The sequence below is a fragment of the Micromonospora sp. NPDC005161 genome (genome assembly GCF_053599855.1).
Window position 1 is genome coordinate 257343 of sequence record NZ_JBSFYQ010000003.1, and the last position, 15431, is coordinate 272773.

Here is a 15431-nt window from a genome sequence, read left to right on the forward strand (position 1 = left end):
TTGAACCGCCGCGCCCGGCCGGGGCGACCCGGCGGCGACCCCGCCGCGCCTGCGCTAGCGTTGCGATCATGGAATCAGCTGCGGAGCCGCGTGCCCGGCGGCTCTTCGGCGGCAGCGCCCGGGCCCTCGGCGACCTCACGCCCAACCCGTTCCGCGCCGACCGGGACCGGATCGTCGGCTCGCCGTTCTTCGCCCGCCTCGGGGGCGTCACCCAGGTGATCAGCCCGGTCGGTTCCGGCCTGCTGGTGCACAACCGGCTCACCCACAGCCTGAAGGTCGCCCAGGTGGCCCGGGCGATCGCCGAGCGGCTGACCGGCGACGAGCGGTGGCGTGACCTGCTGGACAAGCTCGGCGGCTGCGATCCGGACGTGGTGGAGGCCGCGGCGCTCGCCCACGACCTGGGCCACCCGCCGTTCGGGCACCTGGGGGAGCGGGTGCTGGACCGGTTGGCCCGGCAACGCCTCGGCCTCAGCGACGGGTTCGAGGGCAACGCCCAGTCGTACCGGATCGTCACCAGCACCGAGATCCGCGGCGCGGCCACCACCGGGCTGGACCTGACCGCCGCGGTCCGCGCGGCGATGCTGAAGTACCCGTGGACCCGCCTCGACCACCCCGACCCGCACCCCCGGCTGCTGGACCCGCCGCCGCGGGGGGCCACCCCACCGCCGGACGACCCGGAGAGCGGCTCGTCGAAGTTCGGCGCCTACCGGACCGAGCTCGACGACCTGCGCCAGGCCCGGGAGCCGTTCGCCGGCCGCGTCCCGGAGTGGCAGCAGACCGTGGAGGCGTCGGTGATGGACACCGCCGACGACATCGCGTACGCCATCCACGACGTGGAGGACTTCTACCGGGTCGGGGTGCTCCAGCAGGGCGCGGTCTCCGCCGAGCTGATGGCCTGGCAGCGGGAGAGCGGGCACTTCCGGGCGATCACCGACGCGGCGCTGGCCACCGCGGCCCGTCGGCCCGGCGCGGCGATCGAGCGGCTGCGCCGGCAGCTGCACCGCAAGGACGCCTGGATCGCCGACGACGACGCCTTCGCCGCCGCCGTCGAGCACGTCCGGGAGGAGCTGGTCGAGGGGCTGCTGGCGATGCCGTTCGACGGTTCGATCGAGGCCGAGCAGTACGTGGCCCGGTTCTCCGCCCGCTGGTCCACCCGCTTCGTCGAGGCGATCACGGTGACCGATCAGCCGTCGGTGCGCTCCGGGTACGTGCTGCTCGGCTGCGCCCAGTGGCACGAGGTGCAGGTGCTCAAGTTCGTCCACCACCGGTTCGTGCTGGCCCGCCCCGACCTCGCCCTGCACCAGCGCGGCCAGGCCCGGCTGCTGGGCACCCTGGTCGAGGCGCTCTGGGAGTGGCTGCTCGACCCGGAGGAGGAGTCCCGGTTGCCCCGGCGACTGCACGACCTGGTCGAGCTGGCCGAGGCGGAGCTGCATCCGCGTACGTCGGACCGGATCGGCCGGGCCCGGGGGCGGGCCATCGTGGACTTCGTCGCGCAACTCACCGACGGCCAGGCGGTGGCCATGCTGGACGCGCTCTCCGGCCGCTCCGGTGCGCTCTGGACCGACGCCTTCGTGCTTTAGGCGACGGCCTGCCACCAGCCGTCCACCGCGGGTGGTTCGTCGACCACCACGCGCTCGCCTGGGCGGGGGACGGCAAGCCTCACGTCGCGGGCCTTCGCCTCGGCCCACAGCCGGTTCACCGGTTCGGACCAGTCGTGCAGGGCCAGGTTGAACGTCGCCCAGTGCACCGGGATGAACAGCCCGCCGCGCAGGTCGAGGTGGGCGTCGACAGCCTCCTCGGGGAACATGTGGATGCTCGGCCAGGCCCGGTCGTACGCGCCGATCTGCATCAGCGTCACGTCGAACGGCCCGTGCTCCGCGCCGATCGCCGTGTACCCGTCGAAGTAGCCGGAGTCGCCGGTGTAGAAGACCTTGCGGGACCTGCCCGCGATGACCCAGGAACTCCAGAGCGTGCCGTCACGGCGCAGCCCCCGGCCGGAGAAGTGCTGGGCCGGCGTGGCGGTGACCTTCAGCCCGTCGATCCGGTGGCTGTCCGACCAGTCCAGCTCGATGGTCCGGTCGGCCGGTACGCCCCACCGGTCCAGGTGTGCCCCCACCCCCAGCGGCACCAGGAACGGCGCGGACTGCCGGGCGACCAGCTCCCGGACGGTGGCCATGTCGAGGTGGTCGTAGTGGTCGTGGGAGATGAGGATCGCGTCGAGTCGGGGCAGCTCGTCGAGGCGTACCGGCGGTTCGTGCAACCGGCGGGGACCGACCAGGGCCGAGGGTGAGCAGCGCTCGCTCCACACCGGGTCGATGAGCACCCGGTACCCCTCGATCTCCACCAGTGCCGAGGCGTGGCCGTACCAGATGATGCCGAGTTCCCGGTCGGTGCCGGTGGTGGCCGGCTCGTCGGCCGGATGCAGCAGCGGCACCGAGGTGCTCGGGCGGCGCTTCTGCTTGCCGAAGATCAGTTCGCGGAGCAGGTTGCGGCCCGGCTCGGCGGCGACCATGGTGCGGGTGCCGGCCTGGTTGTGGAAGGTGCCGTCGCGAAACTGGGGCGAGCGGGCCGCCCGGTCGGCCCGGGCGCCGGCGAGTCGGCCGCCCAGTGCCGCCGGCACGTCCCGGGCCACCCAGGCCAGGCCGGCCAGCGCGGCCAGCCCTGCCGCGCCGCCCATCCGTCGCCCGAGCGACCGCTCGACGTCCGTGCGTTCCGCTGGTGCCATCGCCGCCCCTCCGCTGTGTCCCGCACTACACGGTAGTCACCCGGGCCGGCTCGTGCCCCGGCGGCCGCCGCACCGGGCCGGACGCCGCCACGACGGCCGGCCCGGGTGCGTGCTCAGCCGCCGTTGCTGGGCCGCCGGGCCGCGATCCGGTACGCCGTGCCGGCGCCGGCGAGCCGGTCCACCGCGGCGAGGAACCGGGGGCCCATGGCGGCCCGGGCCTGCACCGCCGGGTGGGTGGCGCCGAAGTCGTCCGGGTCGGCCTGCCCGTCGGCGAACAGCGCGTAGGTGAGCACCGCGGCGCCGGACCGGTCGAAGATGATTCCGGCCTCGTGCCGGGCGTCGGCGAACCAGCCCGCCTTGGTGGCGATCCGGGCCCGCTCGTCGGAGGACATGGTGCGCCGGATGCCGTCGGTGAACGCCACCGGGGCGCGCAGCAGCCCGAGCAGGAACGCCGTCGAGGCTGGGGAGAGCAGGGTGCCGGCGACCAGGGCGCGCAGCAGGTCGTGCGTCTCCCGGGGGGTGCTGGTGCCGAGGAAGAACCGGTTCGGGTTGGCCACCGGCTCGACCTGGGTGTTCGGGAAGCCCTTGCCGACCAGGATGGCGTTGAGCTCGGCGGCCGGGCAGACCGACCCGCACAGCCGCACCGCCGTGTCGTCGGAGACGGTCAGCAGGGTGGCCAGCACGTGCCCGAGGGTCACGCTGCTCGGGTACGCGCCGTCCAGGCTGAAGATGCCGTCGCCGCCCGGAACGACGATCGCCGCCGTCACCTCGACCTGCTGGTCCAGGGTGAGCAGCCCCCGGTCGACCTTGTCGAGCACCGCCGTGGCGACCGCGATCTTGTTGACGCTGTACGCCTCGATCCGCCGGTCCGCCTCGGCCGCCACCGCGACCACGGGCGCTCCGGCCGGGTCGGCCACGCTGACGTACGCCTGCCAGTTGCCGCCGGCCGCGGTGCTGAACCGGGTGTAGGCGGCGGCGACGCGGCGGGCGGCCTGGGCCGGGGTGGTTGGGCTGGGTTCGGTCGTCGCGGCGGCGCTCGCCGGGCCGGCGGCGCCGAGCACCGTACCGGCGGTGGCCACCGTGCCCAGCCCGAGTGCGGTCCTGCGGTTCAGTCGGATGGTCAATCGTCTCCCCCATCGTGGTGCGCCGGAGCGCTTGCCGGACCACCACCCTAGGCGAGTTGATCGATGCAAGGCGCCCCCCGACCGCTCAGCCGAGCCGCCGACGCAGCACGGCGCCCACCGACCCGGGCACGCTGCGAGCGAGCTGCCGCAGGTCAGGCAGGTGACCGCCGCGCACCGCCTCGCCGGCCGGGTTCGGGGCGAAGACCGTGCCGTCGTGCGCGTCGACCGGCCGCCCGCTCAGGCCGGCCAACCGCATCAACGGTCCGACCAGGACGTCGTACACGCCGGGCAGCACGGTGAAGCCGGCGCGCAGCACCACGTTCAGCCGGCCCACGGAGACCTCCCGGCGGGGCCGGTCCACGCAGTCCACGATGGCCCGGGCCACCCGCTGGGAGCTGGTGACCGGCGGTGGAGGCCGGCCGACCCGGCCCAGGTAGTTGGCCGCCTGCTGGTACACCGGGGTGTCCACGCTGCCCGGGTTGACCAGGCACAGCCGGATCCGCGGGCTGTCGCGCAGCTCCTGCTGCAGCGTCCGGACCAGCCCCTGCAACCCCCACTTGCTGGTCACGTAGGCGCTCATGTACGGCGCGGTGATGTGCCCGAGCACCGAGCTGGTGAGGATCAGGGTGCCGGTCCCGGTGGCCCGGAAGTGCCGCAACGCCACCCGCGCCGAGTCGGCCGCGGCCAGCAGATCGGTGCGCACCACCTGGTCGAAGACCCGCTCCGGCAGCTCGTCGAAGCGTCCGTAGGCCATGACGGCGGCCGTGTGCACCCAGACGTCGATGCGGCCGAACCGGTCGGCCGCGGCGCCCGCGAGCGCCTCCAGCGCGCCCGGCTCGGTGACGTCGGTGGGCACGGTCAGCACGTCGGCTTCGGCGCACTCCGCGCGTACGTCGGCCAGGGTCTGTGTGGCGCGGGCGGCGAGGACGAGGCGGTCGCCGCGCTCGGCGAACGCCCGAGCTGTCGCCCGGCCGATCCCGCTGGTCGCGCCGGCGATCACCACGACCCGGCTCACGGAGCGAGCACAACCTTGATGCAGCCGTCCTCCTTCTTCTGGAACATCTCGTACGCCTGCGGCGCCCTGGCCAGCGGTACCCGATGGGTGTGCAGATCCTCCACGCCCAGCGGGTCGTCGTCGCCGGCGAGCAGCGGCAGGATCTCGTCGGTCCACCGGCGCACGTGGCACTGCCCCATCCGCAGCTGGATGCCACGGTCGAACATCTCCATCAGCGGCATCGGGTCCGCCTCGCCGCCGTAGACGCTGGACAGCGAGACGGTGCCGCCGCGACGGACCGCCTTGATCGCGGCGTGCAGGACGGAGAGCCGGTCCGTGCCGACCCGGTCGGTCATCGTCTGGGCCAGCCTGTCCGGCAGCAGTCCGACGGCGGCGTGGGCCAGCTTGCCGACCGGCGCGCCGTGCGCTTCCATGCCGACGGCGTCGATCACCGCGTCCGGGCCGCGCCCGTCGACCAGGTCGATCAGCGCGCCCGGTACGTCGTCGAGTTCGCGGACGTCGAGCACCTCGATGCCGTGCCGGCGGGCCAGCTCCAGCCGCTCGGGCACCAGGTCCAGGCCGATCACCCGGCCGGCGCCGAGGTGGCGGCCGATCCGGGCGCAGAACTGGCCGACCGGGCCCAGCCCGAACACCGCCAGGGTGCCCCCGGGCGGGGTGTCCGCGTACTTCACCGCCTGCCAAGCGGTGGGCAGGATGTCGGAGAGGTAGAGGTAGCGCTCGTCGGCGCCGGTCTGCGGGATGGTGATCGGCCCGAATTGAGCCTGCGGAACGCGCAGGTACTCGGCCTGCCCGCCGGGGACCGAGCCGTAGAGCGAGGTGTAGCCGAACAGCGCCGCGCCCTTGCCCTCGCTGCTGACCTGGGTGGTCTCGCACTGGGCGTAGAGCTGGCGCTGGCACATCCAGCAACTGCCACAGGAGATGTTGAACGGCACGACCACCCGGTCGCCGGGCTTGAGTCGGGTCACCTCCGGCCCGACCTCCTCGACGATGCCCATCGGCTCGTGGCCGAGGATGTCGCCGGGCTTCAGGTACGGCCCCAGCACCTCGTGCAGGTGCAGGTCGGAGCCGCAGATCGCCGTCGAGGTGATCTTCACGATCGCGTCGGTCGGCTCCTCGATCCGGGGGTCCGGGACCTCCTCGACCCGTACGTGCCGCTTGCCTTGCCAGGTCAGTGCCTTCATGCCGTTCGTCCCCTCTCCGGTGCGCCTACCGGACTGCTACCCGCGCTCCGGCACTTGAACCGGTCCGGGGTGGTTGGCGGGTCGCCGATGATCAACTCGGTTTGCATGGTGTCGGGGTGTCACCGGCGTGGGGATACGCCGACTTCCAGGAACCCGAGTTGCTCTCCCGTGCGCCACCCACAGCGCCGAGCGCAGCCGGAAAGAGCCGCTGGCCGGCACCCACCAGGGGTGCCGGCCAGCGGCGTGATCACGTACCTGAGAAAACCGGGACCGGCGCGCGGACGGTCGCCCCCAGCCCGACCACGAAGAACACCAGGCTCAGGAGCCCGGAGTGTTGTCGCCCCGCTTCGAGGTGGCCATGAGGTAGTCGCGGTTGAGCCGGCCGATGGTGTTCAGCGGAATGCCCTTCGGGCAGGCCGGGGTGCACTCACCGGCGTTGGTGCAGCCGCCGAAGCCGGCCTCGTCGTGCGCGTCGACCATGCCGATCACCCGGGTGTACCGCTCGGGCTGGCCCTGCGGCATCAGGGAGAGCTGGGTGAGCTTGGCGGCGGTGAAGAGCATGCCGGAGCCGTTCGGGCAGGCGGCGACACACGCGCCGCAGCCGATGCAGGCGGCCGACTCGAAGGCGGCGTCCGCGTTGGCCTTGGCCACCGGGGTGGAGTGCGCCTCGGGCGCGCTGCCGGTCGGCGCGGTGATGTAGCCACCGGCGGCGATGATCTTGTCGAAGGCGCCCCGGTTGACCACCAGGTCCTTGATCACCGGGAAGGCGCTGGCCCGCCACGGCTCGATGTCGATCGTCTCGCCGTCGGTGAACTGCCGCATGTGCAGCTGGCACGCGGTGGTGCCGCGCTGCGGCCCGTGCGCGTCACCGTTGATCATCAGGCCGCACATGCCGCAGATGCCCTCGCGGCAGTCGTGGTCGAACGCCACCGGGTCCTCACCGGCGAGGATCAGCCGCTCGTTGAGCACGTCGAGCATCTCGAGGAACGACATGTCCGGGGACACGTCGTCGACCTTGTAGGTCACCATCCGACCCTTGTCCTCAGGGCCCTTCTGGCGCCAGATGCGCAGGGTCAGGTTCACTTGTAGCTCCGCTGCGTGGGGTGGACGTATTCGAACATCAGGTCTTCCTTGTGCAGCACCGACGGCTCACCGGTGGCGGTGAACTCCCAGGCCGCCACGTACGCGAACCGGTCGTCGTCGCGCTGCGCCTCGCCGTCCGGGGTCTGGTGCTCGGCCCGGAAGTGGCCGCCGCAGGACTCCTCGCGGTGCAGGGCGTCGACGCACATCAGCTCGGCCAGCTCGAAGAAGTCGGCCACCCGGCCGGCCTTCTCCAGCGACTGGTTGAGCTCCTCGCCGCTGCCGGACACCCGGACCCGCTGCCAGAACTGGTCGCGCAGGGCACGGATCTCGCCGATCGCCTTGCGCAGCCCGGCCTCGCTGCGCTCCATGCCGCAGTGCTCCCACATGATCTGGCCCAGCTCCCGGTGGAACGAGTCCACCGTCCGGTCGCCGTTGACCGCCAGCAGCCGCTGGATCCGGTCCTCGACGTCGGCGCGCGCCTCGACCGCCGCCGGGTGGCTGGCGTCGACCCTCTCCAGCGGGCCCGAGGCCAGGTAGTTGGCGATCGTGGTCGGCAGCACGAAGTAGCCGTCGGCCAGGCCCTGCATCAGCGCTGAGGCGCCGAGCCGGTTCGCGCCGTGGTCGGAGAAGTTCGCCTCGCCGATCACGAACAGGCCGGGGATGCTCGACTGGAGGTCGTAGTCGACCCAGAGACCACCCATCGTGTAGTGCACGGCGGGGTAGATCCGCATCGGCACCTCGTACGGGTCCTCGCCGGTGATCCGCTCGTACATCTCGAAGAGGTTGCCGTACTTGGCCTCGATGGCCTTGCGGCCCAGCCGGCCGATCGCGTCGGCGAAGTCGAGGTAGACACCGAGTTTGGTCGGCCCGACGCCGCGTCCCTCGTCGCAGACGTTCTTCGCGGCGCGGGAGGCGATGTCGCGGGGGACCAGGTTGCCGAAGGAGGGGTAGATCCGCTCCAGGTAGTAGTCCCGCTCGTCCTCCGGGATGTCCTGGGGGTTGCGGTCGTCGCCCTTGGTCTTCGGCACCCAGACCCGGCCGTCGTTGCGCAGCGACTCGCTCATCAGGGTCAGCTTCGACTGGTGGTCGCCGGAGACTGGGATGCAGGTCGGGTGGATCTGCGTGTAACAGGGGTTGGCGAAGTACGCGCCCTTGCGGTGCGCCCGCCAGGTGGCGGTGACGTTGCAGCCCTTGGCGTTGGTGGAGAGGTAGAAGACGTTGCCGTAGCCGCCGGACGCGAGCACGACGGCGTCGGCCATCTCGGTGCTGATCTCGCCGGTGACCAGGTCGCGGACCACGATGCCGCGGGCCTTGCCGTCCACGATGACGAGCTCCAGCATCTCGTGCCGGGCGTTCATCTCCACGTTGCCGAGGCCGATCTGCCGCTCCAGCGCCTGGTACGCGCCGAGCAGCAGTTGCTGGCCCGTCTGCCCCCGGGCGTAGAAGGTGCGCTGCACCTGGGCGCCGCCGAAGGAGCGGGTGTCCAGCAGACCGCCGTACTCGCGGGCGAACGGCACGCCCTGGGCGACGCACTGGTCGATGATGTTGACCGACACCTCGGCCAGCCGGTGCACGTTCGACTCCCGGGAGCGGAAGTCGCCGCCCTTGACGGTGTCGTAGAACAGTCGGTGCACCGAGTCGCCGTCGTTGCGGTAGTTCTTCGCGGCGTTGATGCCGCCCTGCGCCGCGATCGAGTGCGCCCGGCGGGGGCTGTCCTGGTAGCAGTAGGACCTGACGTGGTAGCCCTGCTCGGCCAGGGTGGCCGCGGCCGAGCCGCCGGCCAGGCCGGTGCCGACCACGATCACCGTCATCTTGCGGCGGTTCGCGGGGTTGACCAGCTTGGCCTCGAAGCGTCGGGTGTCCCAGCGCTTCTCGATCGGGCCGGTGGGAGCCTTGGTGTCGGCGATCGGGTCGCCCTCGGTGAAGAGTTCCATGTCAGGACACCAATCCGGTGAGAACGGCGAACGGGACCACCAGGTATCCGGCGCAGAGCAGCACGGCGAAGACCAGCGCGGCGGTGCGCGCCCGGCGCTCGCCCCGCGGCGTCTGCTGGCCGAGGCTGCGGAACGCGCTGAAGGCGCCGTGCCGCAGGTGGAAGCCCACCGCGACGATGGCGAGGGTGTAGAAGAGCGTGACGTACCAGCGCTCCGGCGCGAAGTCGGCGACGACGTTGCCGTAGGGCTTGCTCTCGTCACCGACCGGGTTCAGCGTGCCGGTGGTCAGGTCCAGGAGGTGGTAGATGACGAAGAGCAGGATGATCACCCCGCCCCAGCGCATGGTGCGGGCCGCGTAGCTGCCGTTGACCTTCTTGCGGTGGGCGTATTTCACCGGGCGGGCCGCGTGGGCCCGGCGGGCCAGCACCGTCGCGGCCACGATGTGGGCGACGACCGCCACCACCAGCCCGAAGCGCAGGATCCACAGGAACCACACGCCGGGCAGTAGCGGCTTGCCGATGTCGCGCAGCCAGTGCGCGTAGTGGTCGAACGAGGTCTCCCCCGTGAACACCTTCAGGTTGCCGAGCATGTGTGCGATCAGGAACAGCGCCAGCATGATGCCCGTCACCGCCATGACGGCCTTGAGACCGACGTTGGAGCGGATGGGCGACCGAGTTTTCGTGACTACCACACGATCGACGCTAGGAGCACATGGATCAGTCGTCCAATGCATCAAACTCGCAGTGTTGATAGCCATAAGCTATGTAGATGCAACTCCATCAGCTCCGGTACTTCGTTGCGGTGGCCGAAGTACGACATTTCACCCAAGCCGCCGACATCGTCGGCATCACTCAGCCTTCTCTCAGTAAGCAAATTCACGCCCTGGAGACCGACCTCGGGGCCCCACTGTTCGAGCGGGTACGGGGCAACATCGCCCTCACCGCGGCCGGCGAGGTGCTGCTGCCGTTGGCCACCCGGATCCTCGCCGACGTGGAGACCGCGACCCGGGAGGTCCAGGAGTTGGTAGGGCTGCGCCGGGGCCGGGTCCGGCTCGGCGCCACCCCCAGCCTCGCCACGTCGCTCGCCCCGCCGGTGCTGCGGCGGTTCCGCGACGCGCACCCCACCGTCGACCTGAAGGTCGAGGAGGGCGGGTCCCAGGACCTGGTGCGCGACCTGCTCCGCGGCGACCTCGACCTGGCGCTGATCATCATGCCGGCCCAGGGCGCCGACCCGGGGCTGCGCGTCGACCCGATCCTGCAGGAGAGCCTGGTGGTGGCCTCGGTGGGGGAGGTGCCGACCGCCTCGGCGAACGGGGAACTGCGCATCACCGACCTGCGCGACCAGCCGATGGTGATGTTCCGGGAGGGCTACGACCTGCGCGACGCCACCATCGAGGCGTGCCGCGCGGCCGGCTTCGAGCCGACCTTCGCGGTCGACGGCGGAGAGATGGACGCGGTGCTCAGCTTCGTCGAGGCGGGGCTCGGCGTCGCGCTGGTGCCCGGCATCGTGCTGGCCCGCCGTCCGGGAGTGCGGATCACCCGGCTGGCGCCGCCCGGGGTCCGGCGGACCATCGCGGTGGCCCGCCGGCGGGACGTCGTGCCGACCCACGCCGGCCGGGAACTGCGCCGCATCCTGCTCGACTACGTACAGTCCGCGATCGACGGCGACGACCTCCCGCCGGGTGTGGACCCCCGCTGATCGCCGTCAGCGGCCTTCGGCGTCGTCCATCGCGCGGTAGATCCGCTGCTCCGAGACGGGGTACGGGGTGCCCAGCGCCTGAGCGAAGACGTTCACCCGCAACTCCTCGATCATCCAGCGGATCTGCCGGACGGCGGTCTCCTGCCGGCGTGCTGGCGGCAGCGCGGCGAGCAGGTCGTCGTACTCCTTCTGCACCGTCGCGATCCGGTCCTGCTGCTGCCGGTCGCGTTGCGGGTTGCCGCCCAGCCGGTCCAGGCGGCGCTCGATGGCGGTGAGGTAGCGCAGCAGATCGGGCAGGCGCGCGTACCCGGTCTCGGTGATGAACCCGGCGTGCACCAGACCGGCGAGCTGTTTGCGGATGTCGGCCAGCGCGGCCACCACGGCGAGGTTGCGGGTGGCGCCGAGCCGCTGTTCGACGGTGTACGCGGCGGCGAGCACCTTGCGTACCCGGTCCATCACCTCGACCACGGTGTCGACCAGGTCGGCGCGGACCTTCTCGCGGAGCGCCGCGAACCCGTCGGCGTCCCAGGCCGGCCCGCCGGCGGCACCGATCAACCGGTCGATGGCCGCGCCCGCGGCGTCCTCGATCAGCTCCTGCACGCCGCCGTGCGGGTTGCGGCTCAGCGCCAGCTTCGCCTCATTGTTCAGCCGGCCCTGTAGGAACCGCGCCGGGGACGGCACGGTGAGCCGCAGGAGCCGGCGGGTGCCGGCCCAGTGCGCCGCCTCCGCCTCGGCCGGGGAGTCGAAGACCTTCACCCCGACGGTGGCGCCCTCGTCGACCAGTGCCGGGTACGCGGTCACCGCGTACCCGGCGCGGACCTGCTCGATGGTGCGCGGCAGCGTGCCGATGCTCCACTCGCGCAGCCCGGTGCGGGCCACCTCCGGCGCGGCGGCCGCCACCACCTGGCGTACCTCCTGGCGGAGTTGGCGTTGCAGGGTTGGCAGGTCCTTGCCCTCGGCGACCGGCTTCTCGTCGTCGCCGAGCACCCGGAAGGTGACCCGCAGGTGGGCCGGGAGCTTGCCGGGCTCCCAGGCGTCGCGCGGCACGGTGACCCCGGTCATCCGGCGCAGTTCCCGGGTGAGCGCGTCCAGCAGCGACTCCTCGCCGGGGGTGATCGCCGCCAGGGCGGCCCGGGCGTAGTCCGGCACCGGGACGAAGTTGCGGCGGATCGCCTTGGGCAGCGAGCGGATCAGCGCGATCACCGTCTCCTCGCGCAGCCCCGGCACCTGCCAGCCGAAGCTCTCCGCCGGCACCTGGTTGAGCAGCGGCAGCGGGATGTCCACGGTGACGCCGTCGGCCGGCGTGCCCGGCTCGAACCGGTAGGTCAGTGGCAGGGTCACCCCCTGGGTCTGCCACTCGTCCGGGTAGTCGCCCTCGTCCACCCCCGGCCGGCCGTCGTTGACGAGCAGGTCGCGGGTGAAGGTGAGCAGGTCGGGCTGGTCCCGGCGGGTCTTCTTCCACCAGGTGTCGAAGTGCCGGCCGGAGACCACGTCGGCCGGGATCCGCTGGTCGTAGAAGCCGAAGATGGTCTCGTCGTCGACCAGGATGTCCCGGCGGCGGGCCCGGCTCTCCAACTCCTCGATCTCGGCGAGCAGCCGCTTGTTGTCACTCCAAAACTGGTGGTGGGTCTGCCAGTCGCCCTCGACGAGGGCATGTCGGATGAACAGCTCCCGGCTCAGCGGCGGGTCGATCCGCCCGAAGTTCACCTTGCGGGAGGTGACCAGCGGGACGCCGTACAGGGTGACCTTCTCGTAGGCCATCACCGCGGCCTGCTTCTTCTCCCAGTGCGGCTCGCTGTAACTGCGTTTGACCAGGTGTTGCGCGAGCGGCTCGACCCACTCCGGCTCGACCCGACCGGCGATGCGGCCCCAGAGTCGGGAGGTCTCCACCAGCTCGGCGGCCATCACCCAGCGCGGCGGCTTTTTGAACAGCGCCGAGCCGGGGAAGAGCGCGAACTTCGCGCCCCGCGCGCCCAGGTACTCGTGTTTCTGCGCGTCCTTCAGGCCGATGTGCGACAGCAGACCGGGCAGCAGTGACTGGTGCACCTTCGGGGTGTCGATCTCCTCCGGCAGGTCGGCGCCGCCGCGGCGGCTCTCACCCCGGCCGGCGTCCGCGCCGTCCGAGGTGTCCCGCGCCGGCCGTCCGCCGCGCCGGTCGCCCTCCTGCGGGGTACGCAGCACCTGGCGCAGCTGCCCGACGATGTCCTGCCACTCGCGGACCCGCAGGTAGTTCAGATACTCCGCCTTGCACATCCGGCGGAACGCGCTGGAGGACAGCTCCCGCTGCTGTTCCCGCAGGTAGCGCCACAGGTTGAGGAACGCGACGAAGTCCGATTCCTTGTCGGCGAACCGGGCGTGCGCCTGGTCTGCCTGGGCCTGCTTCTCCGCGGGCCGCTCCCGTGGGTCCTGGATGGAGAGCGCGGCGGCGATCACCAGCACCTCGGTCGCGCAACCGTTGCGTTCGCCCTCGACGACCATGCGGGCCAGCCGCGGGTCGACCGGCAGTTGGGCCAGCCGCCGGCCCAGCGCGGTGAGCCGCTTCGCCGGGTCGGCCTCGGCCGGGTCGAGCGCGCCCAGCTCGTGCAGCAGGTTGACGCCGTCGGTGATGTTGCGCCGGTCCGGCGGGTCGATGAACGGGAACGCGGCGAGGTCGCCGAGCCCGATCGCGGTCATCTGGAGGATGACCGACGCCAGGTTGGTGCGCAGGATCTCCGGGTCGGTGAACTCCGGCCGGGAGAGGAAGTCCTGCTCGTCGTAGAGGCGGATGCAGATGCCGTCCGAGGTACGCCCGCAGCGGCCCTTGCGCTGGTTGGCCGACGCCTGGGAGATCGGTTCGATCGGCAGCCGCTGCACCTTGAGCCGGCTGGAGTAGCGGGAGATCCGGGCGGTGCCCGGGTCCACCACGTACTTGATTCCGGGCACGGTCAGTGAGGTCTCCGCGACGTTGGTGGCGAGCACCACCCGACGTGCGGTGTGCGCCGCGAACACCCGGTGCTGCTCGGCGGAGGAGAGCCGGGCGTACAGCGGCAGGATCTCGGTGCCGAGCAGCGGGCGCTTCTTCCGCACCAGCTTGCCCAGCGCGTCGGCGGTGTCCCGGATCTCCCGTTCACCGCTGAGGAAGACCAGGATGTCGCCGGGGCCCTCGGCGGCCAGCTCTTCGACGGCGTCGCCGATCGCCTGGATCTGGTCGCGGACGGTCTCCTCGTCGCCGTCGCCGTCGCCGTCGCCGTCCTCCTCGCCCTCGGCGACCTCGACCAGTGGCCGGTAACGGACCTCCACCGGGTAGGTGCGGCCCGAGACCTCGACCACCGGCGCCGGTCCGCCCTGCGGCTCGTCGGCGGTGGGCGGCCCCGCGAAGTGTCGGGCGAAGCGGTCGGTCTCGATGGTCGCCGAGGTGATGATCACCTTGAGGTCGGGTCGTCGGGGGAGCAGCTCCCGCAGGTACCCGAGGATGAAGTCGATATTGAGGCTGCGCTCGTGCGCCTCGTCGATGATCAACGTGTCGTACTGGCGCAGCATCCGGTCGGTCTGCAACTCGGCCAGCAGGATGCCGTCGGTCATCAGCTTGACCAGGCTGCGGTCGCTGACCTGGTCGGTGAAGCGCACCTTGTAGCCGACCACGTCACCCAGCTCGGTGCCCAGCTCGTCGGCGATCCGGTCCGCGACCGTCCGGGCCGCCAGCCGCCGGGGCTGGGTGTGCCCGATCAGCCCGTGCACCCCGCGCCCCAGCTCCAGGCAGATCTTGGGTATCTGGGTGGTCTTGCCGGAGCCGGTCTCGCCGGCCACGATCACCACCTGGTGGTCGCGGATGGCGGCGGCGATGTCGTCCTTGCGCTCGCTGACCGGCAACCCCGCCGGGTACGTGATCACGGGTACGGCCGCTCGCCGGGCGGCGACCCGCTGCTCGGCCCGGGCCAGGTCGGTGGTGATCTCGGCCAACGCCGCCTCCCGGCGCTGCGGGTCGCGCAGCTTGCGGGCGCCGTCCAGCCGTCGCTGGAGCCGACGCTGGTCGCGGAACATCAGGGGGGAGAGGCGGCGGTGCAGCTCGCGGACGGGATCGGTCGCGGCGGAGGAGGCTGGATTCTGCATGTCGTGCCCAAGGATAGGCAGCCCGGCCGCGTACCGCCCCTGGGTTACCGCGCCGCCGCTCTCCGGGCGCAGCGCGGCGGTCTAGAGTTGGCGGCCGACGTCGAGCGCTGGGGGACGGAATGGAGCTGCGGGACACCGACCGCGCGCTGGTGCAGGCCGCCACGGCGGTCGCCAAGCTGCGCTGCCGCAGCGAGAACCACACCGTCGCGGCCGCCGCTCGGACCGCCGACGGGCGGGTCTTCACCGGGGTGAACGTCCACCATGTCACCGGCGCGACGTGCGCCGAGCTGATCGTCGTCGGCACCGCCGCGACGCAGGGCGTCACCGGGCTGGAGACGATCGTGACGGTGACGGATCGCGGGCGCGAGATCGTCGCGCCGTGCGGCCGGTGCCGCCAGGTGCTGGGGGACCAATTCCCTGCGCTGCGGGTGATCGTCGGCTCGGTGGAGGCCCTGCGGGTGGTGCCGATCGGCGAGCTGCCGCCGGAGCGCCACGTCGAGGATGAGCAGCGGAACGCGCCGCCGCCGGCCAGCTCGCCGGTCCCTCCGGCGGCCCGCAGCGCCGCGGCCGGCTGACCGGCGC

General features: G+C 72.1%; 11 protein-coding genes. 3 read left to right on the forward strand and 8 right to left on the reverse strand.

Annotated elements, in window-relative coordinates; all coding sequences use genetic code 11:
* Positions 1-68 precede the first annotated feature (68 nt).
* Positions 69-1580 (forward strand): deoxyguanosinetriphosphate triphosphohydrolase family protein, encoded by a 1512-nt coding sequence (locus ACWD5O_RS04965; RefSeq protein WP_450084629.1) that lies wholly within the window; start codon positions 69-71, stop codon positions 1578-1580.
* Here ACWD5O_RS04965 and ACWD5O_RS04970 read toward each other — a convergent pair.
* The 7 genes from ACWD5O_RS04970 to ACWD5O_RS05000 form a co-directional block, all read right to left on the reverse strand.
* Positions 1577-2725, reverse strand: a complete 1149-nt coding sequence (locus ACWD5O_RS04970) for an MBL fold metallo-hydrolase (RefSeq protein WP_450084630.1) — start codon at positions 2723-2725, stop codon at positions 1577-1579. The genes ACWD5O_RS04965 and ACWD5O_RS04970 overlap by 4 nt on opposite strands.
* 113 nt (positions 2726-2838) lie before the next feature.
* Complete coding sequence (locus ACWD5O_RS04975; protein ID WP_450084631.1) at positions 2839-3849, reverse strand: serine hydrolase; 1011 nt, start codon at positions 3847-3849, stop codon at positions 2839-2841.
* Positions 3850-3934: 85 nt separating this feature from the next.
* Complete coding sequence (locus tag ACWD5O_RS04980) at positions 3935-4864, reverse strand: SDR family NAD(P)-dependent oxidoreductase (RefSeq protein WP_450084632.1); 930 nt, start codon at positions 4862-4864, stop codon at positions 3935-3937.
* Complete coding sequence (locus tag ACWD5O_RS04985; protein ID WP_450084633.1) at positions 4861-6045, reverse strand: zinc-dependent alcohol dehydrogenase; 1185 nt, start codon at positions 6043-6045, stop codon at positions 4861-4863. Before ACWD5O_RS04985 ends, ACWD5O_RS04980 begins: the two co-directional genes overlap by 4 nt.
* Positions 6046-6363: 318 nt before the next feature.
* The gene (locus ACWD5O_RS04990) at positions 6364-7128 is read right to left on the reverse strand and encodes a succinate dehydrogenase/fumarate reductase iron-sulfur subunit (protein WP_450084634.1); all 765 of its coding nucleotides are present in this window, start codon (positions 7126-7128) and stop codon (positions 6364-6366) included.
* Positions 7125-9062, reverse strand: coding sequence for a fumarate reductase/succinate dehydrogenase flavoprotein subunit (locus tag ACWD5O_RS04995; protein WP_450084635.1), 1938 nt, complete (start codon positions 9060-9062; stop codon positions 7125-7127). Before ACWD5O_RS04995 ends, ACWD5O_RS04990 begins: the two co-directional genes overlap by 4 nt.
* A gap of 1 nt (position 9063) precedes the next feature.
* Positions 9064-9753 (reverse strand): succinate dehydrogenase cytochrome b subunit, encoded by a 690-nt coding sequence (locus ACWD5O_RS05000; RefSeq protein WP_450084636.1) that lies wholly within the window; start codon positions 9751-9753, stop codon positions 9064-9066.
* A 77-nt stretch (positions 9754-9830) separates the two neighbouring features.
* Between ACWD5O_RS05000 and ACWD5O_RS05005 the strand changes: the two genes are divergently transcribed.
* Positions 9831-10760, forward strand: a complete 930-nt coding sequence (locus ACWD5O_RS05005; RefSeq protein WP_354964056.1) for a LysR family transcriptional regulator — start codon at positions 9831-9833, stop codon at positions 10758-10760.
* 6 nt (positions 10761-10766) lie between these two features.
* Here the strand turns inward: ACWD5O_RS05005 and hrpA are convergent, their stop codons facing one another.
* A complete protein-coding gene (hrpA, locus tag ACWD5O_RS05010; protein WP_450084637.1) occupies positions 10767-14849 on the reverse strand; it encodes an ATP-dependent RNA helicase HrpA in 4083 nt (1360 codons plus the stop codon).
* 119 nt (positions 14850-14968) lie between these two features.
* On the opposite strand from hrpA, the gene ACWD5O_RS05015 reads away from it, so the two are divergent.
* Positions 14969-15424 (forward strand): cytidine deaminase, encoded by a 456-nt coding sequence (locus tag ACWD5O_RS05015; protein ID WP_450084638.1) that lies wholly within the window; start codon positions 14969-14971, stop codon positions 15422-15424.
* The last annotated feature ends 7 nt before the right edge of the window (positions 15425-15431 follow it).

Excerpts from the sequence above, each read along its gene's own strand:
- ACWD5O_RS04965 (WP_450084629.1), top strand. The coding sequence starts at position 69 with ATGGAATCAGCTGCGGAGCCGCGTGCCCGGCGGCTCTTCGGCGGCAGC.
- ACWD5O_RS04970 (WP_450084630.1), bottom strand. The coding sequence starts at position 2,725 with ATGGCACCAGCGGAACGCACGGACGTCGAGCGGTCGCTCGGGCGACGG.
- ACWD5O_RS04985 (WP_450084633.1), bottom strand. The coding sequence starts at position 6,045 with ATGAAGGCACTGACCTGGCAAGGCAAGCGGCACGTACGGGTCGAGGAG.
- ACWD5O_RS04995 (WP_450084635.1), bottom strand. The coding sequence starts at position 9,062 with ATGGAACTCTTCACCGAGGGCGACCCGATCGCCGACACCAAGGCTCCC.
- ACWD5O_RS05005 (WP_354964056.1), top strand. The coding sequence starts at position 9,831 with ATGCAACTCCATCAGCTCCGGTACTTCGTTGCGGTGGCCGAAGTACGA.
- hrpA (WP_450084637.1), bottom strand. The coding sequence starts at position 14,849 with ATGCAGAATCCAGCCTCCTCCGCCGCGACCGATCCCGTCCGCGAGCTG.
- ACWD5O_RS05015 (WP_450084638.1), top strand. The coding sequence starts at position 14,969 with ATGGAGCTGCGGGACACCGACCGCGCGCTGGTGCAGGCCGCCACGGCG.